This is a genomic window from Micropruina glycogenica, from assembly GCF_900289045.1.
Taxonomy (GTDB): domain Bacteria; phylum Actinomycetota; class Actinomycetes; order Propionibacteriales; family Propionibacteriaceae; genus Micropruina; species Micropruina glycogenica.
In genome coordinates this window covers 3,150,772-3,172,036 of the sequence record NZ_LT985188.1, presented here as the reverse complement: position 1 = coordinate 3,172,036, position 21,265 = coordinate 3,150,772, and the positions used below count along the sequence as shown (strand labels likewise).

The window sequence follows — 21,265 nt, the reverse complement described above, 5'->3', positions numbered from 1 at the left end:
CAGCCGGCCTCACGGATCGACCAGCCGGGCGACCACATCTGGCCCGGCGCCGACCAGCACGTCGCCCAGGGGCACGGTGTCGAACCCCAGCAACTGCCGGTAGCTCTTCACCGTCTCGCCGGTCGCCGGGTCGAGCAGTAGCAGGGTGCTGCTGGCCACCAGAATGCGCCCCCGCCACTCGTACGGGTCGTCGAAAAAGCCCGTGGTGGGCTGCTGCCACACCTCGTCACCGGTCTCGGCCCGCACGGCGAAGACGACCGAGCTGTCCCACACCAGGGTGAGGTCGTTGACGAACGACGTGCGCGGCGAGGTCACCAGGCCGAAGGCCGAGCCATTGCGGGTGTTCACCAACTGCCCCACCGTTTTGCCGGTGTCGGGGTCGACGCGCATCGCGCGTCCGTCTTCGCGCAGAAAGACCGGCGGGGTGACGTCGCCCGCCCGGGGATCGCGGCCGGGAAATGCGAGCCGCGTGTTCAGTTCGGTGTGCACCAGCTCGGTCATTGTGTAGCTGTACGAGGTGGCCAGGTCGCCCTGGTTGCACCAGAGCCGCTTACCGTCGTCCACCAGCCGCGAGCAGCGGGGCATGCCCACCAGAACCCCCTTCGCCAGGTCGACGAACACCGTCGTCTGGCCGATCCACACCGCCGTCAGGCCCTTGCCCACGTGCCTGATGCGTGGACGGTCGAACGCCGGCCCCTCAGGTATGGGCAGCTTGCGGTTGTAGATGCGGTTGTCGCTGAACAGGCCGGCGTGCTGGGGCTGGTTGATCAGGTCGAGTTGCCAGGTCTGTTTGAGCTCGGCGTCGAGGCCGGTCAACACCGCGTGCGGGGCGGGCAGGCGCTGTTCGGCCAGCAGCACCCGGTTGTCGCGCACGTGCAGAAAGGTGAGCCAGCCCGTGCAGTCGGTGCCGCGAATCTCCTTGCCAGAGGCCACGTCGAGCAGGGCCAGATGCCAGCGAGTACCCAAGCCCGTGGCCTGATCGTGGTCAACTGCCGACGCGCACAGCAAACGGCCGTCCAGCAGATCGGCGGCGCACAGCCCGCTGTCGAGCGGGTGCCGCCAGCGTTCCTGGCCCGTGGCGGCGTCGAGGCCGTGCACCCAGATGTCGGTGTCGTTGCGGGTGCCGGTGAGCACCACCCAGGTGGCACCGGCGTCGATCACCCGATGGTCGTCGAAGGTGCCGTCGGCGTCGCCGATGAACTCGGGCTGAATCATGTCGGGCCGCAACTGCTCCGGTTCGGTCTTCCACACCGCACCCAGGCTGGCCTGCGTGCTGCGCGTGATGGTGGGCCCGGGCCGGGTGCGTCCTGACCCGCCGCCGAAGACCTGCCACACCAGCGCGATGACGACGACCAATACGATCAAGCCCACCATGATCGGCACGATCGACAAGGCCCGGTTCAGGTCGCGCATCTTGCGGTCCCAGGCGCGTTGCGATCGCTGCGCCGCCGCTTCGGCCGGCCGGCTCTGGGCCCGCCGTTGCGCCGCCGTGAGGCGGGGTTCCGGCGGCGGTGGAGTCGTGAGGCGGGGTGGGGCGGCGGCCGACGGGGGCGGTAGGGGTGGTGCCGTCGGGACGGGCTCTGCCGCTGGGGTCGCCCAACTGAAGTCGGGTCCGGCGGGCTTGCCCAGCCCCTGGTGCCGCGGCCGCCGGCGCAACCAGCGACGTTTGGGCTTGCTGGGCCGTGGGCCAGTGCCGGCGGGCGGGACGCTCGGCTGCGCGGGGGCGTCCAACGACTTCCAGGCCGCCGGACGGGTGAAGCCGGACGGCTCACTCATCGTGCTGCCCCGACTCGCCCACTCGGTCACGCTACCGCCACGGTGGTTCGCCCACGGCGATCGCTGAGGTCACTGGACGATCCTCGCCCGGGCCGTCCAGGGTCGCGGGCGTACGCTACCCCCTATGCCTGCACTGCGTTCTCGAACCACCACCCACGGCCGCAACATGGCCGGTGCCCGGGCGCTCTGGCGCGCCACGGGCATGGGCGAATCGGACTTCGGCAAGCCGATCATCGCCATCGCCAACAGCTTCACTCAGTTCGTGCCCGGGCACGTGCACCTGCGCAACATGGGCGCGCTGGTGGCCGAGGCGGTGGCCGAGGCCGGGGGTGTGGGACGCGAGTTCAACACCATCGCCGTCGACGACGGCATCGCGATGGGGCACCACGGCATGCTGTATTCGCTGCCCAGCCGCGAGATCATCGCCGACTCGGTCGAATACATGGTCAACGCGCACTGCGCCGACGCACTGGTGTGCATCAGCAACTGCGACAAGATCACTCCCGGCATGCTGCTGGCCGCGCTGAGGCTGAACATTCCGACGGTGTTCGTGTCGGGCGGGCCGATGGAGGCCGGCCGCATTCCGCACAACCCGCTGGCCGGGGGTGCGCCCGACGAGCACAACGTGGCGCCGCGGCTCGACCTGGTGGACGCGATGGTCAAGGCCGTCGACCCGAGCATCGAAGACGACCACCTGCGCGACATCGAGCAGAACGCCTGCCCCACCTGCGGCTCGTGTTCGGGCATGTTCACCGCCAACTCGATGAACTGCCTCACCGAGGTGCTCGGGTTGTCGCTGCCCGGCAACGGTTCGACGCTGGCCACGGCCTCGGCGCGACGCAACCTGTTTCTCGACGCCGGACGGCTGGTGGTCGACCTGGCCAAGCGGTACTACAACGACGACGACGAGTCGGTGCTGCCGCTGTCGATCGCGACTAAAGAGGCGTTCAACAACTCGATGCGGGTCGACATCGCCATGGGCGGCTCGACCAACACCGTGCTGCACCTGCTGGCCGCCGCCCAAGAGGCGGGCGTCGACTTCGATCAGCACGACATCGACGCTCTGTCGCGAGTGACGCCCTGCATCTGCAAGGTGGCCCCCAACTCGACGAAGTACTACATGGAGGACGTCCATCGTGCCGGCGGCATCGTCGCCATCATGGGCGAACTCGACCGCGGCGGGCTGCTCGATCGGGGCGTGCACGCCGTCCATTCGCCCGATCTGGACAGTTGGCTCGGCGACTGGGACATTCGCGGCGGCAAGGCGCTGCCCGAGCACGAAGACCTGTTCTACGCGGCGCCGGGCGGGGTGCGCACCACGGAGGCGTTCTCGTCGACCAAGCGGTTCGCGTCACTCGACAAAGACGCCGCCAAGGGCTGCATTCGCTCGGTGGCTACGCCTTACACCACCGACGGCGGCCTGGGGGTGTTGTACGGCAACCTGGCCGAGGACGGCTGCATCGTCAAGACCGCGGGCGTGCCCGAAGACCAGTGGGAGTTCGCGGGCCCGGCGGTGGTCGCCGAGTCGCAAGACGAGGCTGTCGAGAAGATTCTCGGCGGCAAGGTGAAACCCGGCGACGTCGTGGTCGTCCGCTTCGAGGGCCCCAAGGGCGGCCCGGGCATGCAAGAGATGCTGTACCCCACGTCGTACCTGAAGGGGCTCGGGCTCGGGCCCAAGTGCGCGTTGATCACCGACGGACGCTTCTCGGGCGGCTCGTCGGGGTTGTCGGTGGGGCACGTGTCGCCCGAGGCGGCCTCGGGCGGCACCATCGCCCTGGTCGAGGACGGCGACATCATTCGGTTCTCGATTCCCAACCGCAGCGTCACCCTCGAGGTCGACGACGAGGTGTTGGCGCAGCGCCGGGCGGCCGCTGAGGCGCGGGGCTGGAAGCCGAAGGATCGGGTGCGGGTGGTGTCCCCTGCGCTGAAGATCTTCGCCATGCTGGCCCAGTCGGCCGACAAGGGTGCTGCGCGGCGAGACCCCGACGACCTCTGACTCGGCTCAGGTCGACGGCCGCCACCCGTGCACCTCGCCGGAGCAGCCCGAGCACGACCTCTCGTCCGATGCCGCTGCCGACACCGGTCACCACGAACACTTTGTCGGCGATCTGCACCGCGCACTCCTTCAAACATTGACGGCGGGGGCGACCGTTAACCGGACACTGTTGTCCGGTAACTCAAGCATGCCTGGCGGGTTGTCGCCCGTTCAAGAGCGTGGGAGCCGCGCGCCGAACCACCACAGAGAGGTGGGTGGGGGCTCAGTGGCCGGGATTTGGGGCGGTCAGGAGCCCGGCACCGTCCAGGGTGCGTCGTCGAGTTGCTCATCTTCGATCGGCGCCCGGGCGGTCAGGTGCGCGCCCACGGCCGCCAGAATCGGGGCCGGTAGAAACACGATGCCCCACGAGAACGCCAGGTAGAGGCAAACCAGGCCCAGAATCGCGGTGCAGATCCAGGCCACGCGCACCCGCCAGCGCGGCACCACGATGGGCACCAGCGTCAACACCATGGGCACCAGCAGCGGCACGAACACGCCCCACCCCAGCAGGAAGTACGCCGATGCGTGGCTGCCGTTGGGTCGCTGAATCAGCGGCATGAAGGCGAAGAACGCCGAAGCGATCAGGGTGTAGACGAACGCCCCCCACTGCCACAACCTTGCCTGCCGCGCCACGCTCACCCGGCCAGTATCGGGCATACCCGGGTGCCCCGCCGCCACCAGCGCGGCCCGCACGCAACAATGACCCGCATGACCGCCTTCACCCTCACCGAGCGGCTGCGCTCACCCGAGACGGCCTGGGCCGAACTGACCCAACACCCCGAGTTGCTGTTCGGCCACGGCGCTCCCGACCTGGTGCCGGGTCGCTCGTACGCGGCCATCAGTCTGCGCGGCAGCAGCGGCAGCGGCACCATCGATGACGTCCAGCCCGGACGCCTCGAGTTCACCTGGGGCGGCGCCGACTGGCCCCAGCCTGGCCGGTTCGTGGTGTTCGTCGGCCCCGAGTTGGTGATCGACGCCCGAGCGATTCCCGACACCGATGCACGGGCAGCCCGCCAGCACTGGCAGCACCTGCTGACCGCCGCGACCAACTACCTCAACAGCGCCAACCCACCCGAAGACACACCTGTTGCCGCGGTGTTGTTCGACGCAGACGGGGTGCTGCAGGTGCCCCGTCCCGGCTGGCTGGACGACTTCGTGCGGCTGGGCGGGCCCAACTTCGTGGTGGACGCCTTCACCGCCGAGGTGCAGTGCCTGGCCGGCCAGGGCGACCTGCGGCCGCTGCTGGCCGAACTGCTGGAACGATCGGGCACCGGCGGCACGGTCGATGAGGTGCTGACCGTCTGGCACGACATCGTGGTGAACGACGAGGCGCTCGCCCTGGTGGCCCGGTTGCGCCGCCAGGGCCTGATCGTCGGCCTGGCCACCAACCAGCAGTCGTACCGCGGCACTCACATGCGCGAGGTACTGGGCTTCGACGAGCACTTCGACCAGGCCTTCTACAGCTACGAGATGGGCCACGCCAAGCCGTCCCCCGCCTACTTCGAGCACATCGCCGCCACGCTGCACGTGCCACCCGAGCAGATCGCCTTCGTCGATGACGCACCGCCCAACGTGGTCGGGGCGAGGGCCGCAGGGCTGCGCGCCGCCCTGCATCGCACCAGCACCGGCGCGGCGGGCCTGGCCGACGACCTGCGATCACTGGGGCTGTTTCTGTAACTAGATCACCTCTGGGCACGATGCGACCCCTTGGCTTAGGCTCCGAGGGCTGAAAGGAGCAACGATGCAGTTCAGCCACACGGTTCTGGCAAGCACCGACAGCAACGCGTTCGCGTCGGTGCGCGAGCGCACCACCACCCGCGACGAGCGGTTCGCGCTCGGCCGGTCGCTGCGCGAGAAGGTACCGATCTCGGCGCTGGGGGTGTGGAACGCGACCCAGGCCCGTCCCGACCCCATCGACCTGATCAACGAGTCGCACGAGGGTCGGGTGGACGACCTGGTGCCGATTCGGGTCGGCCGCATGGTCAGTTCGCCCTACGGTTTCTACCGCGGCACCGCGGTGGTGATGGCGTCCGACGTGGCGGCCCTGCCGATCACGGGCATCATGCCGGTGATCTGCGGCGACTCGCACCTGGGCAACTTCGGCTTCTACCGCTCGCCCGAGGGTGAGCAGGTGATCGACCTCAACGACTTCGACGAGGCCCATCCGGGCGCGTGGGAGTGGGACCTGCGCCGGCTCGCCGCCGCGGTGTGGGTGGCCGGTCGCGAGAACGGCTACGGCGAGGACGACATCGCCGAGGCGGTGCACGCCTGCGTAATGGCCTATCGCGACGAGGTCGACCTCCTGGCCCACATGCCGCTGATGGCCCGCTCGTACAATCGGCTCGACATCGAGCGACTGCACGAGACCGCCACCGAGAAGGACCTGCGCGACGAGATCAAGCGCGCGGGCAAGGTGGCCCGCAAACGCACGTCCGACCGCGCCCTGCCGCGCTTCACCGACGAGTCGGACGGGCGGCGACGCATCGTGGAAGAGCCGCCGCTGATTCGCTCGGTGACCGGCGACGAGTACGAGCAACTGGCCGAGGGCTTGGACGCCTATCTCGACACCCTCGCCCCGCATTGGCGGCGGGTGGTGGCCGGCTACACGCTGATCGACATCGCACACAAGGTGGTGGGCGTGGGTTCGGTGGGACTGCGCGCCTACGTTGCTCTGCTCGAGGGCAGCTCGCCCGACGACGTGCTGTTTCTGCAGCTCAAACAGGCGCGGCGTTCGGTGCTGGCCCGCTACGTGCACGGCGACAACGCCTGGCACGCCCACCAGGGGCAACGGGTCGTCGAATACCAGCAGGCGCTGCAGACCGTGTCCGACCCGCTGCTGGGCTGGACCGAGGTCGACGGACGGCAGTACTACGTGCGCCAGTTCCGCAACATGAAGGGCACCATCCCCCTGGACGGCCTCACCGCCACCGCCCTGGCCGACTACGCCGGCATCGTCGGGCACCTGCTGGCCAAGGGGCATGCGCGAACCTCGGGGGCGTCCATGATCGCGGGGTATCTGGGCAAGGGTGAGAAGGCGGCCAAGGCGTTCTCGCGGTTCGCCCGGCTGTACGCCGACCAGACCGAGGCCGACCACGCCGCTTTGGTGACAGCCGCCCGCAACGGACGGGTGCCGATCGCCGACGGCGCCCTGGCCGCGATGGGGTCGGCGTTCCGGCCGGGCGGTTAGTTAGGGTGAGGCCATGACAGACAGCACCGACCACGACATCCATCAGCAGATCAACGAGCTGGTCGATACCGAGCACAAGTTGCGGGCGCAGTTGGCGTCGGGTGAGGTGAGCATCGAAGACGAGCAGGCCAAGCTCGACGAGGTGTCGGCTCGGCTCGATCAGTTGTGGGACCTGCTGCGGCAGCGCGAGGCGCTGCGCGAAGCGGGCGAGAACCCCGACGGTGCTGAGCTGCGTTCCGAGAACACGGTCGAGCGCTACAAGGGCTGAACGAGCGGGTCGTCCGGCGAGCGGAGTGCCCCGATCGGACGCCTTGCCCTGGCGGACGCCGGCCCCTCACCCCACGCTCATCGTTCTGCCCACGGCAGCCCCGTGGCGCGAGTTGGGGACGGTTCTCAACTCGCGCCACATCGGTCGGTGGCGCGAGATAGGAACCGTTCCCAACTCGCGCCAGAGGAACCGTCCCCCAGCTCGCGCCACGCTCAACGCACCCCGTCATACCGGCGAACGCCGGGATCTCACAACCGCACCACAAGCATGTTCAACCAACTGGTTGACATCTAGGGCACTGGGCTCTATCGTCATATTCAACCCAATGGTTGAGAAAGAAGCAGCATGACGGACCGCCTCGATCAGGCCTTCGCGGCCCTGTCGGACGCCACCCGCCGCGACCTCGTCGCCCGGCTGGCGATCGGCGACGCGACGGTCGGCGAACTGGCCGCCCCCTACGACATGACCGTGCAGGCCGTCTCGAAGCACGTCAAGGTGCTCGAAGACGCCGGCCTGGTCACCAAACGGCCCGACGCCCAGCGTCGGCTCGTACACCTCGAAGCCGACGCCCTGAGAGCCCTGACTGGCTGGGTCGAGCACTACGCCCAGCTCGCCGATCAGCGCTACCAGCGCCTCGACGCCGTCCTCGCTGCATTGGATCAACCGCCCGCCGAGCAAGGAGATCTGCCATGACCGACCACCTCACCACCGCCACCATTGAGGCCGACCCGGTGGTGCCCGCGATCAACATCACCCGCGACTTTCGCGCCACGCCGGCCCAGGTGATTCGCGCCCACATCGACCCCGAACTGTTCACGCAATGGATCGGCCCCAACCACCGCACCGTGACCATCGACCACTGGGAGGCCCGCACCGGCGGCAGTTGGCGCTATCTCGACAGCACCGACGACGATGTGCAGGCGTTTCGCGGCTGCTTTCACGAGGTGGGTGAGCACCGGCTGGTGCAGACCTTCACCTGGGAGGGCATGCCCGAATCGGTCGCCCTCGAGACCCTGACCGTGACCGATCTGGGTGACGGCTGGACGCGCCTGCGCGCGTCGTCGCTCACCGACAGCTTCGAGGGCCGCGACGCCTGGCTGGCCTCGGGCATGGAGGTCGGCGTCACTGACGGCTACGCCAAGCTCGACGCGCTGTTCGCAGAGTCGGCGGTCACGGCGTGAGCGACGCGGCAACCCAGCATCGCGAGCGGGCGGCCCGGTTCGCCGCCGTCATCGACGGCGTCACCGACTGGGCCGCCCCCACCCCGGTCAAGGAATGGACGGCCCGCGACGTAGTGGCTCACCTGACCTCGTGGTTTCCGGAGTTTCTCGCCGCCGGCGGGGTGTCGATTCCCGCGGGTCGCCCCGACGACCCGCGCGGCTCCTGGGCGCGGCAGACGGCGGCCGTCCAGAGGTTGCTCGACAACCCTGAGACCGCCGAGGCCGAGTTCACCCACCCCTACGTCGGCACCCAGTCGCTGGCGGCTGCGGTCAGCAACTTCTACACCGCCGACGTGTTCATGCACACCTGGGACCTGGCCCGGGCCAGCGGCCAGGACGACACCCTCGACGAGGCAGAGTGTGCAGAAGTGCTTGCCGGCATGCAGCAGATGGCGCCGGTGATTCGCGCCTCGGGGCAGTTCGGCGACCAACAGCCGGTGGCCGACGACGCCTCGGCGCAAGAGAAGCTGATCGCCTTCATCGGACGCGACCCGCACTGGTCCCGCTAGCAGGCTCCGCTGGTAGCCAAACGTTCCGTGCAGCCCGGCGCTCCCCCCCTCATCCCGGCGGACGCCGGGATCTCTCTCCACACGAGCTCTCCGTAACCTGACGACTCGCTCGACGCCTCAGAGATTCCGGCGTTCGCCGGAATGACGGCCTGGGTGCGTCCGCTGGAATGACGATCAGAGGTAGTCAGCCGAGCACCGCGTCCACCGCATTCTGCAGCACCTGCCGGGCGCTCTCGACGCTCACCTGATCGAGCAGCACGTGCACGGTCAGCCCGTCCACGAGGGCTTGTAGCTGGGTCGCAGAGGCGACAGGCCCTGCGGCGACTGCTCGTCCTTCGGTGCCGGCCCAGTCGAGCAACCGCACCAGCAACTCGTTGAGGTCGCTGTACACGATGCCCTGCCGCTCGGCGAGGTCGCGGTCACTGGCGGATTGCCCCACGAACGCCAGCCACACCCTGGACGCCTGCCGCATGCGTTCGTCGTCGGGCAGCACCGCGGCCAGTACCCCCACCAGTGCCTGGCGGGGGGTCGAGTCGGTGGGCACGGCGCGTACCCGCTGCTCGATCGCGGCGCCGACCTGGGCGGCGGCCGCGTCGAGCATCGCCTCGCGGGTCGGCAGGTAGTGCCGCACCGCACCGCTGCTCCAGCCGCTGCGCTCGGCCACTCGCCGAATCGTGATGCCCGGCAGGCCGTCCTCGACGATCAACTGCCACACGACGTCGATCAGCTCGGCGCGACGTTGCTCGTGATCGACCACTCTGGGCATTCCCCAGTTGTAGCACGACCGTGCGATCTTGCCTAGATCGCACGATCGTGCTACAAAGGTTTTAGCCCATTTGTGCGAAATAGGGAGGCGGCATGGATCCCTGGCTCACCCTGGTGTTCGCCGGTCTGTTCGAGGTGGGTTTCACCACCTGCCTCAAGCTCGAGGAGCGCAGCAAGGGGTTCATCGTGCCGTTTCTGATCTGCGCCGGCATCAGCTTCACGCTTCTTTCCCAAGCGCTGCAGAGCATTCCCCTGGGCACGGCTTACGCGGTCTGGACGGGCATCGGCGCCATCGGCACCGTGCTGGTCGGTGCGTTGGCGTTCGGCGAGCGGCTCAAGCCCGCGACGCTGGGCCTGCTCGGCGTGGTGCTGCTGGCCATCGTGGGGCTGAAGGTGCTGGCATGAGCGCCTGGTTGTGGTTGTTGCTGGCCGGCGTCTTCGAGATCGGCATGACCACCGGGCTGAAGCTCGAGCAGCACGATCCGCAGTACCTGTGGCTGTTTCTGGGTTGCGCGATCGTCAGCTTCGAGTGCCTGGCGAAGGCGATCAGGACGATTCCGCTGGGCCTGGCCTACGCGATCTGGACGGGCATCGGCGCCGTCGGCACCGTGATCGTCGGCGTGGTGGCATTCGACGACCCGCTCGGGCCGGTGCGGGCGGCGCTGTTGTTCGTGCTCGTCGCCGCCATGGTGGGGCTCAAACTGTCCGGCGATAGCAAGCGCGCCGTGCAGCCCTCCTCAGGCCGCGGCCGGTGAGTTCAGCTCGCCGATCAACGCCAGCACGCGCGCTTTGATGGCGTCCCTGATCGGCCGCACGGTCTCGAGCCGGCTACCCGCCGGATCGGGAAAGTCCCAGTCGATGTAGTGGCTGCCGGGCAGCTCGGCGCTGTCGACGCCGAGGGTGATCACCAGGTCGGCCTCATGCAACGCCTCGGGGGTCAGCAGGGTGGGCTCATTGTCGCGCAGGTCGATGCCCACCTCGAGCATCGCCGCCACCACCGCGGGGTTGAGCGCGTCGGCCGGTGCCGTGCCGGCGGAATCGACGACGAACGAAGGGCCACCGAGGTGCGCGAGCAACGCCGCGGCCATTTGCGATCGGCCGGCGTTGTGCGTGCAGACGAACAACACGTGACGAGCAGCCATCTGAACCTCCTTGTACAGCCGTGACTGTGGGCAGCCTGGGTTCGAACTCTCGCACTCGCAGGTTAATTGCGGGTTACGAAGACCTGTCAGTTGGCCGTCAATCGACCACCGTCATCCCGGGCTTGCCCCGGGATCTCCCGACGCGACCACCAACAGTCGCGAGACCCCCGCGCTCGTCGGGATGACGTCCAGGCCGGGTCGGGGTCACCAGCGACCAGGGCACTCAGCGCACGTACCGGGTCGGCTCGGCCACCACCGGTAGGCCGGCCCCGCGCCAGCCGTCGAACCCGTCGATCAGGTCGCCTGCCCGGGTGAACCCGAGCGCACTCAGATCGCGCGCGGCCAGGCTCGACGAGTAGCCCTCGTTGCAGACGACGTAGACCTCGTCGGTGAGCGCGGGGCCGGGTCGCATGCGGTGGGCAGACGTCGGGTCGAGTCGCCACTCGAGCACCAGGCGATCGACCACCACCGCCCCTGGAATGTGGCCGGCGGCCTCGCGCCGGTCGACCGGACGGATGTCGATCACCCACGCGCCCGCCGCCAGCCGTGCGGCCAGCTCGTCAGCCGTGACCCGGACGATCCCCGCACGGGCCTGCGCCACCACGCTCGCGATGTCGGGCACTCAGTCGACCTCCGGTACGTCGCCATGCACGGTACGCACCGGCGTGGCTCGTCCGTCGCCGAAACTGTAGAACGTCATCGTCGCCAACCGGGGCGAGTAGGCGTGAATGCTGATCGCCGGCTCGGGCAGCTCGTTGCGCACGTCGTGCAGCTCGCCGGGCAGCACAGACACCACCGCACCGGGCCGCCGCTCAAGCACCACCAGTTCGTCGTCGCGCACCCTGGTCTCGCTCAGCACGCCGCTGATCACCGCGAAGGCGGCCTCGGAGTCGCCGTGATCATGCAGTTCGGTGCCCTGGGCGGTGGTCCAGGTGAGCAGCCACAGGTCCACGTCTTCAGGCACGTCGAGGCGCACCCAGTAGCGCTCGTCGGTGTCGAACCGAACAAGCGGCAGCCACCGATCGCAGTCGTCGACCACGCGTTGCAGCAGGGCGACGAGAGAGGGATCAGGGGTTCGAGAACGGTTCAGGGCAGGCGTGGGCGCAGTGATGGTCATGGGTTTCTCCTGGTCGAACGAGGTTTGGGCGGGTCGTTGGCGGTGTGCTGCGTCAGAGACGACAACACCAGCCACGACGAAATCGCCGGACGAGCCGACCGAAGGGATCGATGATCATGGCCTACCTCCATCGTTTCTGGCGGGAGCACCCTGACGGGTTGCTGCGGCGTCGGTGAGCCAGATCTCTCGGCCGCTCTGGATGGGTCGATTGCGACGCTAGCGGACGGGAGCGCCGTCCGCGAGCAATCCCTATAAATCCGATGGGAATAGTAGTGCCAATGCGGGGGACGCTCGAATCAGGCCGACAGGCCCCACATGGCCGCGATGTGGCGAACGTCCGTACCGCAGCAGCCGCCGATCACCCGCAGCCCCGGCAGCCGGTCACGCAGTCGCGTCACGGCGGCCGCCAACGCCACCGGGTCGCCGTCGTCGAGCTCGTCGGCCTCGTCGAGCTCGGCGTGGCTGAGTTGGGACGCGTTCGCCCGCACCACCGCGATGCGCTGCAACTGCGTCGGCGCGTCGGCCAGACCGGGCTCGATGTGCGTGGGGTGGGCGCAGTTCACCGCGTAGTGGGTCGGCGGGCAGACCGCGTCGACAGCGGCGATGGCGTCGGCCAGTGGGGTGCCGTCGGGCAGCCGTCCATCGGTCTCGACGGTGAACCCGATGCCGACCGGCAGACCCACTTCGCGAGCGGCGAGCGCAACCCCGGCCGCCTCGCCGATTCCGGTGAGGGTGTAGGCGGTGATCAGGTCCGCCCCGCCGTCGGCCAGCGACCGCACCTGCGGCAGGTGGTACGCCGCTGCTTCGGACGGCTCGGCGTCACTGGCCAGGTATCCGTCGCCGCGAGGCCCCACCATGCCCACGACCAGCACGTGCGGCACGCGATCGCGCCACTCGTTCGCGATCTCGCGCAGAAACTGCACGGCCGCCGTGTTCACCCGGTCGAGCGCCGCCTGGTCGTAGCCCACCAGCGCACCCCAGTCGGTGTTGGCCCGCCAGGTCGGGCTCTCGAGCAGCAGCCCAGCGCCGGCCTCGGCGGCCACGCGCGCGTAGCCGTCGTAGTAGGCGCGCAGCAGGGCGCGGCCGTCGGGGTCGTCCAACAGCGGGAACGCGGCGAACTCGGGCAGGTCGACGCCGTGGTGAAAGATCAGGTCGGTCTCGAGGCCACCGTCAGTGACGTAGCCGGTCAGGTCAAGCATCGCGTACCTCCTCTTTCCAGACTGATTGGTCTAGTTGTATCAGACTGATCGGTCTGGTAACAAGGGTTCTGTGCCACGCAATGGAGCCCCCACCCGAGAACGCATCCTCGACGCTGCCGAACGCCTGGTGATCGACAACGGCTACGCCGCCACGTCAGTCGACCGGGTGATCGCCGAATCGCGCACCAGCAAAGGGTCGTTCTTTCACCACTTCGCCAGCAAAGACGACTTGGCCCGCGCGCTGGTCGAGCGCTACGCGGCGGCCGACATCACCCATCTGTACGCCGCGATCGCTCAGGTCGTCGCCGACACCGACGACCCGGCCGAACGGGTGATCGAGTTCGTCCGGGTGTTCGAAGAGGGAGCCGACGACCTGATGTCGGCGCAGTCGAGCTGCCTGTACGTGTCGGTGCTCACCGAGCGCGAACTGGTCGATCGTGGCACGTCCAGCCAGATCACCGCCGCCATCGTGGCCTGGCGCGAGGCCATCGCCGACCTGCTGCGGGCGGCACTGCCGCCCGATTCCGACCTGGACGCCGAAGCCCTGGCCGACCACGTGTTCGTCACCTTCGAGGGCGCGTTCATTCTGTGCCGGGCCACCGGCGACCCCGGCCACATGCGCCGGCAGCTCGGCGCCCTTCGGCGGTTGTTCGAGGTGCTGCTGGTACAGGGGGCCGCCTGATCGGCCGCGACAAGTGCGCAACGGCCCGACCGGTGACACGATGCTCTCGACACCCGATGAAGGGAGCGCCATGCGTCGCCGACTGATGGTCGTGCTGGTCGTGCTGGTCGTGCTGGTCAGCGGCTGCGCCGGCACTTCGAGGCCAACGCCGAGCGTACGCACGATTCCACCCGACAACAGGCCCCCGGCGGCGTCGACCAGCCCCTCTTCGTCGTCGTCCGAGACCCCGGTGTCGCCGCCGTCGAACCCGTCCACACCGGCCGTGCCGTCGACCACCGGCGCCTTGAACGTGGTCAAGTTCACCCAGGTCGACTTCGCTTCGCCCTCGGGTGGCATCTGGTGCGGCATGGCGGCCGACTACGCGTTGTGCCACATTCCGTTCGACGGCTACAAAGGTCAGCAGCCGACCACCGAGCAGATCTGCCCAGAGGAGCAGCTCGACGTGACGGGCGTGAATGTCACCACAGACGGGGCGAGCTGGTTCTGCAGCGGCGACCCGTCCACAATGCCGGTCAAGGGCAGCACGCAGGTGGCGTGGCAGAAGGGCACGGGGTTTCCGTTCGTGAAGTATGACGGCCAGACGCTGGCCACCCTGCCGTACGACAAGGCGTTGCGGCACGGCGACTACATCTGCCGCAGCGAACGCTCGGGCATGACCTGCGCCAGCCTGGTCAGCAAGCACGGCTTCAAGGTCGCCCGGGCGGGCATCACGCTGTTCTGAGCAGCGCGCAGACTCGCCGCTGGCCGACTTCGTCACCCCCGCGGACGCCGGGATCTCCACTCACCGACACCTCACCCGAACCGCTGGTCGAGCGTGTCGAGACCCGGTTTCGACGAGCTCAACCGGCAATCAGGCGATCACCACCAGCAGGTCGCCACCCTCGACGGCCTGCGCGTGGCCGATCGCGACGCGCTCGATCGTGCCCGCGACGGGTGCGGTGATGGCCGCCTCCATCTTCATCGCCTCGATGGTCGCCACCGGCTGGCCCGCCTGCACCTCGTCGCCCACCTCGACGGTCAGGGTCACCACCCCGGCGAACGGCGCCGGCACCTGGCCGGGCTTGCTGGTGTCAGCCCGCTCACGCGTCACCACGTGCGACTCGGCCGAGAAGTCACGCACCGACACGATGCGAATCTGGCCGTTGATCGAACAGACCACCTGACGGAAACCGCGCTCGTCGGGCTCGCCGATCGCCTCCAACCCGAGCAGCAGCTTCTTGCCCCGCTCGATCTCGACCTCGTGCTCTTGGTGAACGTCGAGCCCGTGCAGAAACTCGCGGGTGGCCAGCACCGACAACTCAGAGAACTCGTCTACCGCGTCTTCGTAGTCACGGGCCGGGCCCGGAAACAGCAGCCGGTTGAGGGTGCGCCGCGGGTCGTCGGCCAAGGCCTGCTCCTGCTCGGCGGTCAGTTCGGTCTCGACCGGCTTGATCGTGCGTCCGGCAAGGGCTTTGGTGCGGAACGGCTCGGGCCAGCCGCCGGGCGGGTCGCCCAGTTCGCCGCCCAAGAACCCGATGACCGAGGCCGGAATGTCGTAACGGCCGGGATTGGCCTCGAAGTCGGCGGGGTCGGCGTTGGCGCCCACCAGGGCCAGGGCCAGGTCGCCCACCACCTTCGAACTCGGCGTCACCTTGACGATGTTGCCCAGAATGCGGTTGGCCGCGGCGTACATGTTCTCGATGTCTTCGAACCGATGCCCCAGGCCCAGCGCGATGGCCTGCTGACGCAGGTTCGACAACTGGCCGCCGGGAATCTCGTGGTTGTAGACGCGTCCGGTCGGGCCGGGCAGCCCCGACTCGAACGGCGCGTACAGCAGCCGGACGGCCTCGAAGTACGGCTCCAGGTCGGTGGCGGCCTTGAGCGACAACCCGGTGGCCCGTTCGGTGTCGTCGGTGGCCGCGATCAGCGCGGACATCGACACCTGCGACGTGGTGCCGGCCCAGGCGGCGGAGGCGACGTCGACGGCGTCCACACCGGCGTTGATGGCCGACAGCAGCGTGGCCAACTGGCCCCCCGCGGTGTCGTGGGTGTGCAGGTGCACCGGCAGGTCGAACCGCTCACGCAGCGCCGTCACCAGAATCGCCGCCGCCGGTGCCCGCAACAGCCCGGCCATGTCTTTGATCGCCAGAATGTGCGCCCCGGCGTGAACCAACTGCTCGGCGAAACGCAGGTAGTAGTCGAGGGTGTAGAGCGTCTCGGCGGGGCTGGTCAGGTTGCCGGTGTAGCAGATCGCCGTCTCGGCGACCCCGTGGTCGGTTTCGCGCACGGCCTCGATGGCCGGCTTGATCTGGTCGATGTTGTTGAGCGCGTCGAAGATGCGAAAGATGTCGCAGCCGGTGCGGGCCGCCTCGTGCACGAAGGCGCGGGTCACCTTCAGCGGGTAGGGGGTGTAGCCCACGGTGTTGCGGCCGCGCAGCAGCATCTGTTGCGGAATGTTGGGCATGGCTTCGGCGAACGCCGCCAGCCGTGCCCACGGGTCTTCCTTCAAGAAGCGCAGCGTGACGTCGTAGGTGGCGCCGCCCCACGACTCCATCGAGAACAACCCGGGCAGCATGCGGGCGATGTAGGGCGCCACGTGCAGCAGGTCACGGGTGCGCACCCGCGTGGCCAGCAGGCTCTGGTGGGCGTCGCGAAACGTGGTGTCGGTCACCGCGACGGCGGTCTGGTTGCGCAGCGCCTGCGCGAACCGCTCCGGCCCGTCCGCGATCAGCAGTTGCTTCGACCCCGGCGGCGGCGGGGCGTTCAACTCGCCCCGGCTGAGCGCCGGCAGCTTGGTGCGGGCGATCAGGGTGGTGCGCGGCTCGCCGTTGGGCCGGTTCACCGACACCCCGGCCAGATAAGTCAGCAGTTTGGTGCCACGGTCGCCGGGCAGCCGGTGGTTGAGCAGGTGCGGCCGTTCGTCGATGAACGACGTGGTGGCCCGTCCGGCCAAGAAATCGGGGTCGGTGATCACCGCCTCCAAGAACGGAATGTTGGTCGACACCCCCCGAATACGAAACTCGGTGAGCGCCCGGTAGGCCCGTCGGGCGGCGCTGGCCAGGTCACGGCCGCGGCAGGTCAGCTTCACCAGCATCGAGTCGAAGTGGGCGCTCACCTCGGCGCCGGCGAACACCACGCCGCCGTCGAGCCGCACGCCGGCCCCGCCCGGGGTTCGGTACACCGAGAGCCGTCCGGTGTCGGGCCTGAAGCCGTTGGAGGGGTCTTCGGTGGTCACCCGGCACTGCAGGGCCTGGCCGCGCACGTGAATGCCGTCCTGTGTCAGGCCCAGGTCGGCCAGCGACTCACCGGCGGCGATGCGCAACTGGGAGCTGACCAGATCGACGTCGGTGACCTCTTCGGTGACGGTGTGTTCGACCTGAATGCGGGGGTTCATCTCGATGAAGACGTAGCGTCCGTCGCCGCCGAGCAGAAACTCGACCGTGCCCGCGTTTTTGTAACCGATGCTGAGGGCGAACTTCACCGCGTCGGCACAGATCGCGTCGCGCAGCGCCGGGTCGAGGTTGGGCGCCGGGGCCAGTTCGACCACCTTCTGGTGCCGCCGCTGCACCGAACAGTCGCGCTCGTACAGGTGAATCACGTTGCCCTGGGTGTCGGCGAGGATCTGCACCTCGATGTGCCGGGGGCCGACCACCGCTTCTTCGAGGTACATGCGCGAGTCGCCGAACGCGGCCTTGGCCTCGCGCATCGCCTCGGCCAGCGCCGCCGGCAGGGCCTCGGCGTTCTCGACCCGGCGCATGCCGCGTCCACCACCGCCCGAGACGGCCTTGACGAAGACCGGGAAGCCGATCTCTTCGGCGGCGGCGATCAGGGTGTCGGGGTCGTCCGAGGGGTCGCTGCCCTTCAGCGTGGGCAGTCCGGCCGCGCGCGCGGCGGCGATGGCGGCGGCCTTGTCACCGGTCAGTTCGAGAATCGTGTGGTCGGGGCCGACGAAGGTGATGCCGTGCTCTTCACAGGCCTGCGCCAGGTCGGGGTTCTCGCTCAGAAAGCCGTAACCGGGGTAGATCGCGTCGGCCTCGGCCTCGAGCGCGGCGTGAATGATGCCGTCCACGTCGAGGTAGGCGCGCACCGGGTGGCCGACCTCGCCGATCTGGTAGCTCTCGTCGGCCTTCAGCCGGTACTCGGCGAAGCGGTCTTCGTAGGGAAAGACGGCCACCGTGCCGACGCCCAATTCGGTGGCGGCGCGAAACGCGCGTACGGCGATCTCACCACGATTGGCGACCAGGATCTTGCGGAACATGCCCCTCCTCATTACGGACGGCCCTCGCCAGCGGTGGCCTTCATTGGCCACTCGCGACCAGCCTGACACAATCGCCGTTCGCGCGTAACGCCTTGCCGTGCACACCGGAACTGCTGAGAGACTGGATCGATGCACGCACTGCGCCCGTCGCCCGACGAGAAGACCATCGGCTCGCGCGACCTGACCCAGTGGCGCAGCCGCCCCGGCCGCTGGCTGCGCGAGGTGTTCACCGCGTTGGCCGATCGGCTGCGCAACACCGACCTGGCGGCGCTGACCCTGCTCGGCGTCGCCGCGGTGCTCGCGGTAGGGGCCACCATGCTGGCGGGCGAGATCTATGAGTCCGTCACCTCGGGGCACGGCATCACCCAGTTGGACGAGCCGGTGCTGCAGGCCATGGTGGCCTCGCGCACACCGGGGTTCACCACCTTCGTGGCCGCGTTCAGCAACTCGGGCGGCGCGTTATGGATGACTATCATCACCGGCGTCGCCATCGCCGCGGTGTGCCTGAGGTGGCGCCGTTGGACGCCGCTGGTGCTGATGCTCATCGCCGTCGGCGGATCGCTGGCGATGACCGTGGTGGGCAAGCGGCTGACCGACCGGGCACGTCCGCCGTACGAGCTGGCCGTGCCGCCGTATGAAACCTCGGCGTCGTTTCCGTCGGGGCACACGCTCAACTCGATCGTGATCACCGGCATGTTCTGCTACCTGCTGGTGTCGCACCTCACCAACACCCTGGCCCGGGTGTCCACCATCACCATGGGCGCCGTGTACACGATCTCGATGGGGTTGTCGCGGGTGTATCTCGGCCATCACTGGCTCACCGACGTGCTGGCCGCCTGGTGCCTGGGGCTGGCCTGGCTGGCCGTGGTGATCACCGCGCACCGTTTGTGGCTGACCGATCATCAATCGCACGCCCTGCCGCGGCACGGGAAACGATCTGAACGAGCCCTGGCGCAAGATGGGGACGGTTCCTAACTCGCGCCACCCGCCGTCCCGGCGCAAGATGGGGACGGTTCCCAACTCGCGCCACCCGCCGTCCCAGCGCAAAGGTGACTCACCCGTCATTCCAGGCTTGCCTTGAGACGAATCCGCCCGCCGAGAACCTGTTGAGCCCACGCGCCCACGACATCCAGGCGCCCGCTGCGATGACCGTGGAGCCCTGGCGCGAGATAGGACCGTCCCCAACTACCGCCAGCCAACCCTTTGGCGCGAGATAGGAACCGTCCCCAACTACCGCCACAGGTGTTGGACGGCGTCGCGGGCTGCGCGACCCTGCTGCTGGCCCCGCTCGCGGGCAGCTGGCAGTGCTGCGGCCGACATCGACGAGTGGCTTGCGATGCCTGCCTGCAGCAGCACGGCCTCGCTGCCCGCGTCGCGCAGCTTCGCCGCCTGATGTTCGGGACGACGCACCACCCGCGCCGAGCGGCCCTGCGGGGCGAGCACCAGCACCCGGTCGCAACCGCTGGCCAGGTCGGCGTTGGCCGGGGAGCGCAGTCCGCCGTCCAGAAACGCCCGCCCCTCGATGTGCACCGGGGGCAGCACCCCGGGCATCGCGCAACTCGCGGCGACCGCCAGCGCCAGCGGAACGTCCGAGCGCGGCGTGAAGTACGCCGGACGGCCCGCGCGGGCATCCACCGCCACCACGATCAGCGCCGGGGGCCAGTCGACATAGCCGATGGCCCGTGCCACCAGGTCGACGAAAGCAGCCTCGCTGACCGCGGTGGGCCCGGAGGACCGCCGCCCCAGCCACTGCAACGCGTGCCGGCGGCTGGGCCAGACCTGGGCGGCCAACAATCGGCCCACGGCAGCCGGACGAAGCCGTGCCGCTGCCAACTCAGTGGTGAACCCACGCAGGCCCGCAGGGTCGCCGCCGTTCAGCAACCGCGCCGCCAACAGCGCGCCGGCAGAGGTTCCGATCACCCGGTCGGCCCCGGGCAGCACCGGTGGAAGTTCGCCCAGCACTGCCGCCGTCCAGCCGATGCCGGTGAGCCCTCCACCACCCAGCACCACCGCACGGCGGGGCTCAGCCCCGAGGTCAGGCGATGCGCTGCCAGACAACGGACACGCTGGGGTCGGTGACGGTCAGCATGTAGCGCACGGACACCTCGTTCTTCTGATCGACCATGTACTTCTCGCCGTTCTGGGTGAGCGTGCAGCGAAACCTGAAGTTCAGCGTGGTGGCGCCCCGCGCCTGGGTGGGGTCGGCCACGTCCAACGTGTAGGTGGCGTTCTTCCAGGGGTTGCCCACCAGGTTCCACTTGATCGACTTGGTGTCGAGCTTCTGCCCCACGGCCACCGTGACGCTGTTGGGGCACCCCTGCGGGCTCGGGTCGCGCTTGGCCAGGCACGCCTTGACCGCCTTCTCGGCGATGGCGTTCGCAGCCTTCACACCCTTGCTGGTCAACGTGGGCTCGAGCCCGGCCTTGACGTCGTCGCCCACCGCCGCCACAAGCACTGGTCGATCGGCCAGCGTGATCTCGTCGACGTCTTCACCGAAGGTGTACGACCCCGGAAAGACCTCGATGTGTGCGGTGTTGGTGAGCGGCTGGCCGTTCAGCGTCGGCCCCAGCGTGGCCGGCAACGCGCCGGGGTCGATCGTCGAGGTGACCTGCTGCAGCCGCCAGCCGGCATCAGTCTGGGCGACTGAGAAGGTGATGGTGGCTCGGTGGTCGCCGATGCTGACCTCGGCCGGCACCTGCACCGTGCCGCTGCCGCCCACCTCGGGCACGTTCACCACGGTGAGCGGCCCGGTCTTGTTGGACGACTCGAGCACCGCCCGGGTGAGCAGCGCGGTGTCGGTGGGCTTGGTCAGCGCGAACTGCAAAGCCCGGTCGGCGTCGCTGCCGGCCAGGGCGTCCAAGAAGCCGCGGACGGCCTGCTGCGGCGTGGCCGACGAGATGCCGTTCTGCGCCGGCTGCGGCCGCAACGCCCACGCGATGCTGCCGATCAGGGCGAGCACGACCAGCACGGCGGCGGCGATCCACAACAGCCGTGGACGGCGCAGCGCCGCCCGGGTCGAGGTTTCGGTGGCCTCGGGCGGTTCGGCCTGGCCTGTCGCGCCGTCCGGATCGACCGGGTCGGGCTGGGCGTCGGAGGGCGCGGAATCGTCATTCACCACCGGGACAGGC

General features: G+C 69.0%; 22 protein-coding genes and 1 riboswitch. Of the genes, 12 read left to right on the top strand and 10 right to left on the bottom strand.

Features of this window, described 5'->3' with window-relative positions:
* Positions 1-9: 9 nt before the first annotated feature.
* Complete coding sequence (locus tag MPLG2_RS14885; protein WP_158681252.1) at positions 10-1,776, bottom strand: outer membrane protein assembly factor BamB family protein; 1,767 nt, start codon at positions 1,774-1,776, stop codon at positions 10-12.
* A gap of 124 nt (positions 1,777-1,900) precedes the next feature.
* Between MPLG2_RS14885 and ilvD the strand changes: the two genes are divergently transcribed.
* Entirely contained in the window at positions 1,901-3,772 is a 1,872-nt protein-coding gene (gene ilvD / locus MPLG2_RS14880; RefSeq protein ID WP_105186815.1) for a dihydroxy-acid dehydratase, read from the top strand.
* Positions 3,773-4,057: 285 nt separating this feature from the next.
* On the opposite strand, the gene MPLG2_RS14870 is transcribed toward ilvD, so the two are convergent.
* On the bottom strand, positions 4,058-4,504 hold the full coding sequence (locus MPLG2_RS14870) for a hypothetical protein (protein ID WP_158681251.1): 447 nt from the start codon (positions 4,502-4,504) through the stop codon (positions 4,058-4,060).
* Positions 4,505-4,519: 15 nt separating this feature from the next.
* Between MPLG2_RS14870 and MPLG2_RS14865 the strand changes: the two genes are divergently transcribed.
* From MPLG2_RS14865 to MPLG2_RS14840, 6 genes are all read left to right on the top strand, one after another.
* Positions 4,520-5,488 (top strand): HAD-IA family hydrolase, encoded by a 969-nt coding sequence (locus MPLG2_RS14865; RefSeq protein ID WP_158681250.1) that lies wholly within the window; start codon positions 4,520-4,522, stop codon positions 5,486-5,488.
* Between the two features lie 64 nt (positions 5,489-5,552).
* Positions 5,553-6,998 carry a DUF2252 domain-containing protein gene (locus MPLG2_RS14860; RefSeq protein WP_105186812.1) on the top strand — a complete coding sequence of 482 codons (1,446 nt, stop codon included), beginning with the start codon at positions 5,553-5,555 and terminating at the stop codon, positions 6,996-6,998.
* 13 nt (positions 6,999-7,011) lie between these two features.
* Entirely contained in the window at positions 7,012-7,266 is a 255-nt protein-coding gene (locus MPLG2_RS14855) for a DUF2630 family protein (protein ID WP_105186811.1), read from the top strand.
* Between the two features lie 345 nt (positions 7,267-7,611).
* Positions 7,612-7,959 carry an ArsR/SmtB family transcription factor gene (locus MPLG2_RS14850; RefSeq protein ID WP_105186810.1) on the top strand — a complete coding sequence of 116 codons (348 nt, stop codon included), beginning with the start codon at positions 7,612-7,614 and terminating at the stop codon, positions 7,957-7,959.
* Complete coding sequence (locus MPLG2_RS14845; protein WP_105186809.1) at positions 7,956-8,447, top strand: SRPBCC domain-containing protein; 492 nt, start codon at positions 7,956-7,958, stop codon at positions 8,445-8,447. Before MPLG2_RS14850 ends, MPLG2_RS14845 begins: the two co-directional genes overlap by 4 nt.
* A complete protein-coding gene (locus MPLG2_RS14840) occupies positions 8,444-8,995 on the top strand; it encodes a TIGR03086 family metal-binding protein (RefSeq protein WP_105186808.1) in 552 nt (183 codons plus the stop codon). Before MPLG2_RS14845 ends, MPLG2_RS14840 begins: the two co-directional genes overlap by 4 nt.
* A 184-nt stretch (positions 8,996-9,179) precedes the next feature.
* Here the strand turns inward: MPLG2_RS14840 and MPLG2_RS14835 are convergent, their stop codons facing one another.
* Positions 9,180-9,761, bottom strand: a complete 582-nt coding sequence (locus MPLG2_RS14835; protein ID WP_105186807.1) for a TetR/AcrR family transcriptional regulator — start codon at positions 9,759-9,761, stop codon at positions 9,180-9,182.
* Positions 9,762-9,853: 92 nt separating this feature from the next.
* On the opposite strand from MPLG2_RS14835, the gene MPLG2_RS14830 reads away from it, so the two are divergent.
* Entirely contained in the window at positions 9,854-10,165 is a 312-nt protein-coding gene (locus MPLG2_RS14830) for a DMT family transporter (RefSeq protein WP_105186806.1), read from the top strand.
* Entirely contained in the window at positions 10,162-10,515 is a 354-nt protein-coding gene (locus tag MPLG2_RS14825; protein WP_105186805.1) for a DMT family transporter, read from the top strand. Before MPLG2_RS14830 ends, MPLG2_RS14825 begins: the two co-directional genes overlap by 4 nt.
* On the opposite strand, the gene MPLG2_RS14820 is transcribed toward MPLG2_RS14825, so the two are convergent.
* The 4 genes from MPLG2_RS14820 to MPLG2_RS14805 all read right to left on the bottom strand — a co-directional run bounded on the left by MPLG2_RS14820 (position 10,498) and on the right by MPLG2_RS14805 (position 13,218).
* Positions 10,498-10,902: an arsenate reductase ArsC gene (locus tag MPLG2_RS14820; RefSeq protein ID WP_105186804.1), complete on the bottom strand. Its 405-nt coding sequence runs from the start codon at positions 10,900-10,902 to the stop codon at positions 10,498-10,500. The two genes, MPLG2_RS14825 and MPLG2_RS14820, sit on opposite strands and share 18 nt — an antisense overlap.
* Positions 10,903-11,125: 223 nt before the next feature.
* Entirely contained in the window at positions 11,126-11,524 is a 399-nt protein-coding gene (locus MPLG2_RS14815; RefSeq protein ID WP_105186803.1) for a rhodanese-like domain-containing protein, read from the bottom strand.
* Positions 11,525-12,019 carry a cysteine dioxygenase gene (locus tag MPLG2_RS14810; RefSeq protein WP_105186802.1) on the bottom strand — a complete coding sequence of 165 codons (495 nt, stop codon included), beginning with the start codon at positions 12,017-12,019 and terminating at the stop codon, positions 11,525-11,527.
* Positions 12,020-12,143: 124 nt separating this feature from the next.
* A riboswitch (SAM riboswitch) is annotated at positions 12,144-12,225 on the bottom strand.
* A 90-nt stretch (positions 12,226-12,315) separates the two neighbouring features.
* On the bottom strand, positions 12,316-13,218 hold the full coding sequence (locus MPLG2_RS14805) for a homocysteine S-methyltransferase family protein (RefSeq protein WP_105186801.1): 903 nt from the start codon (positions 13,216-13,218) through the stop codon (positions 12,316-12,318).
* A 70-nt stretch (positions 13,219-13,288) separates the two neighbouring features.
* Between MPLG2_RS14805 and MPLG2_RS14800 the strand changes: the two genes are divergently transcribed.
* Together MPLG2_RS14800 and MPLG2_RS14795 are read left to right on the top strand one after the other, a co-directional pair.
* Positions 13,289-13,900: a TetR/AcrR family transcriptional regulator gene (locus MPLG2_RS14800; RefSeq protein WP_158681249.1), complete on the top strand. Its 612-nt coding sequence runs from the start codon at positions 13,289-13,291 to the stop codon at positions 13,898-13,900.
* 70 nt (positions 13,901-13,970) lie between these two features.
* Positions 13,971-14,621: a hypothetical protein gene (locus tag MPLG2_RS14795; protein WP_105186799.1), complete on the top strand. Its 651-nt coding sequence runs from the start codon at positions 13,971-13,973 to the stop codon at positions 14,619-14,621.
* Positions 14,622-14,750: 129 nt separating this feature from the next.
* Here the strand turns inward: MPLG2_RS14795 and MPLG2_RS14790 are convergent, their stop codons facing one another.
* On the bottom strand, positions 14,751-18,137 hold the full coding sequence (locus MPLG2_RS14790) for a pyruvate carboxylase (RefSeq protein ID WP_105186798.1): 3,387 nt from the start codon (positions 18,135-18,137) through the stop codon (positions 14,751-14,753).
* Between the two features lie 129 nt (positions 18,138-18,266).
* Between MPLG2_RS14790 and MPLG2_RS14785 the strand changes: the two genes are divergently transcribed.
* Complete coding sequence (locus MPLG2_RS14785) at positions 18,267-19,112, top strand: phosphatase PAP2 family protein (RefSeq protein WP_105186797.1); 846 nt, start codon at positions 18,267-18,269, stop codon at positions 19,110-19,112.
* Between the two features lie 255 nt (positions 19,113-19,367).
* On the opposite strand, the gene MPLG2_RS14780 is transcribed toward MPLG2_RS14785, so the two are convergent.
* Together MPLG2_RS14780 and MPLG2_RS14775 are read right to left on the bottom strand one after the other, a co-directional pair.
* On the bottom strand, positions 19,368-20,144 hold the full coding sequence (locus tag MPLG2_RS14780) for a patatin-like phospholipase family protein (protein WP_158681248.1): 777 nt from the start codon (positions 20,142-20,144) through the stop codon (positions 19,368-19,370).
* 28 nt (positions 20,145-20,172) lie between these two features.
* Entirely contained in the window at positions 20,173-21,255 is a 1,083-nt protein-coding gene (locus tag MPLG2_RS14775; protein WP_105186795.1) for a hypothetical protein, read from the bottom strand.
* Positions 21,256-21,265 lie beyond the last annotated feature (10 nt).

What these genes read in the sequence shown, in the direction of transcription:
- MPLG2_RS14885 (WP_158681252.1), bottom strand. Translation starts at nt 1,776, where the DNA reads ATGAGTGAGCCGTCCGGCTTCACCCGTCCGGCGGCCTGGAAGTCGTTG.
- ilvD (WP_105186815.1), top strand. Translation starts at nt 1,901, where the DNA reads ATGCCTGCACTGCGTTCTCGAACCACCACCCACGGCCGCAACATGGCC.
- MPLG2_RS14865 (WP_158681250.1), top strand. Translation starts at nt 4,520, where the DNA reads ATGACCGCCTTCACCCTCACCGAGCGGCTGCGCTCACCCGAGACGGCC.
- MPLG2_RS14860 (WP_105186812.1), top strand. Translation starts at nt 5,553, where the DNA reads ATGCAGTTCAGCCACACGGTTCTGGCAAGCACCGACAGCAACGCGTTC.
- MPLG2_RS14855 (WP_105186811.1), top strand. Translation starts at nt 7,012, where the DNA reads ATGACAGACAGCACCGACCACGACATCCATCAGCAGATCAACGAGCTG.
- MPLG2_RS14850 (WP_105186810.1), top strand. Translation starts at nt 7,612, where the DNA reads ATGACGGACCGCCTCGATCAGGCCTTCGCGGCCCTGTCGGACGCCACC.
- MPLG2_RS14845 (WP_105186809.1), top strand. Translation starts at nt 7,956, where the DNA reads ATGACCGACCACCTCACCACCGCCACCATTGAGGCCGACCCGGTGGTG.
- MPLG2_RS14835 (WP_105186807.1), bottom strand. Translation starts at nt 9,761, where the DNA reads ATGCCCAGAGTGGTCGATCACGAGCAACGTCGCGCCGAGCTGATCGAC.
- MPLG2_RS14830 (WP_105186806.1), top strand. Translation starts at nt 9,854, where the DNA reads ATGGATCCCTGGCTCACCCTGGTGTTCGCCGGTCTGTTCGAGGTGGGT.
- MPLG2_RS14825 (WP_105186805.1), top strand. Translation starts at nt 10,162, where the DNA reads ATGAGCGCCTGGTTGTGGTTGTTGCTGGCCGGCGTCTTCGAGATCGGC.
- MPLG2_RS14820 (WP_105186804.1), bottom strand. Translation starts at nt 10,902, where the DNA reads ATGGCTGCTCGTCACGTGTTGTTCGTCTGCACGCACAACGCCGGCCGA.
- MPLG2_RS14810 (WP_105186802.1), bottom strand. Translation starts at nt 12,019, where the DNA reads ATGACCATCACTGCGCCCACGCCTGCCCTGAACCGTTCTCGAACCCCT.
- MPLG2_RS14805 (WP_105186801.1), bottom strand. Translation starts at nt 13,218, where the DNA reads ATGCTTGACCTGACCGGCTACGTCACTGACGGTGGCCTCGAGACCGAC.
- MPLG2_RS14795 (WP_105186799.1), top strand. Translation starts at nt 13,971, where the DNA reads ATGCGTCGCCGACTGATGGTCGTGCTGGTCGTGCTGGTCGTGCTGGTC.
- MPLG2_RS14790 (WP_105186798.1), bottom strand. Translation starts at nt 18,137, where the DNA reads ATGTTCCGCAAGATCCTGGTCGCCAATCGTGGTGAGATCGCCGTACGC.
- MPLG2_RS14785 (WP_105186797.1), top strand. Translation starts at nt 18,267, where the DNA reads ATGCACGCACTGCGCCCGTCGCCCGACGAGAAGACCATCGGCTCGCGC.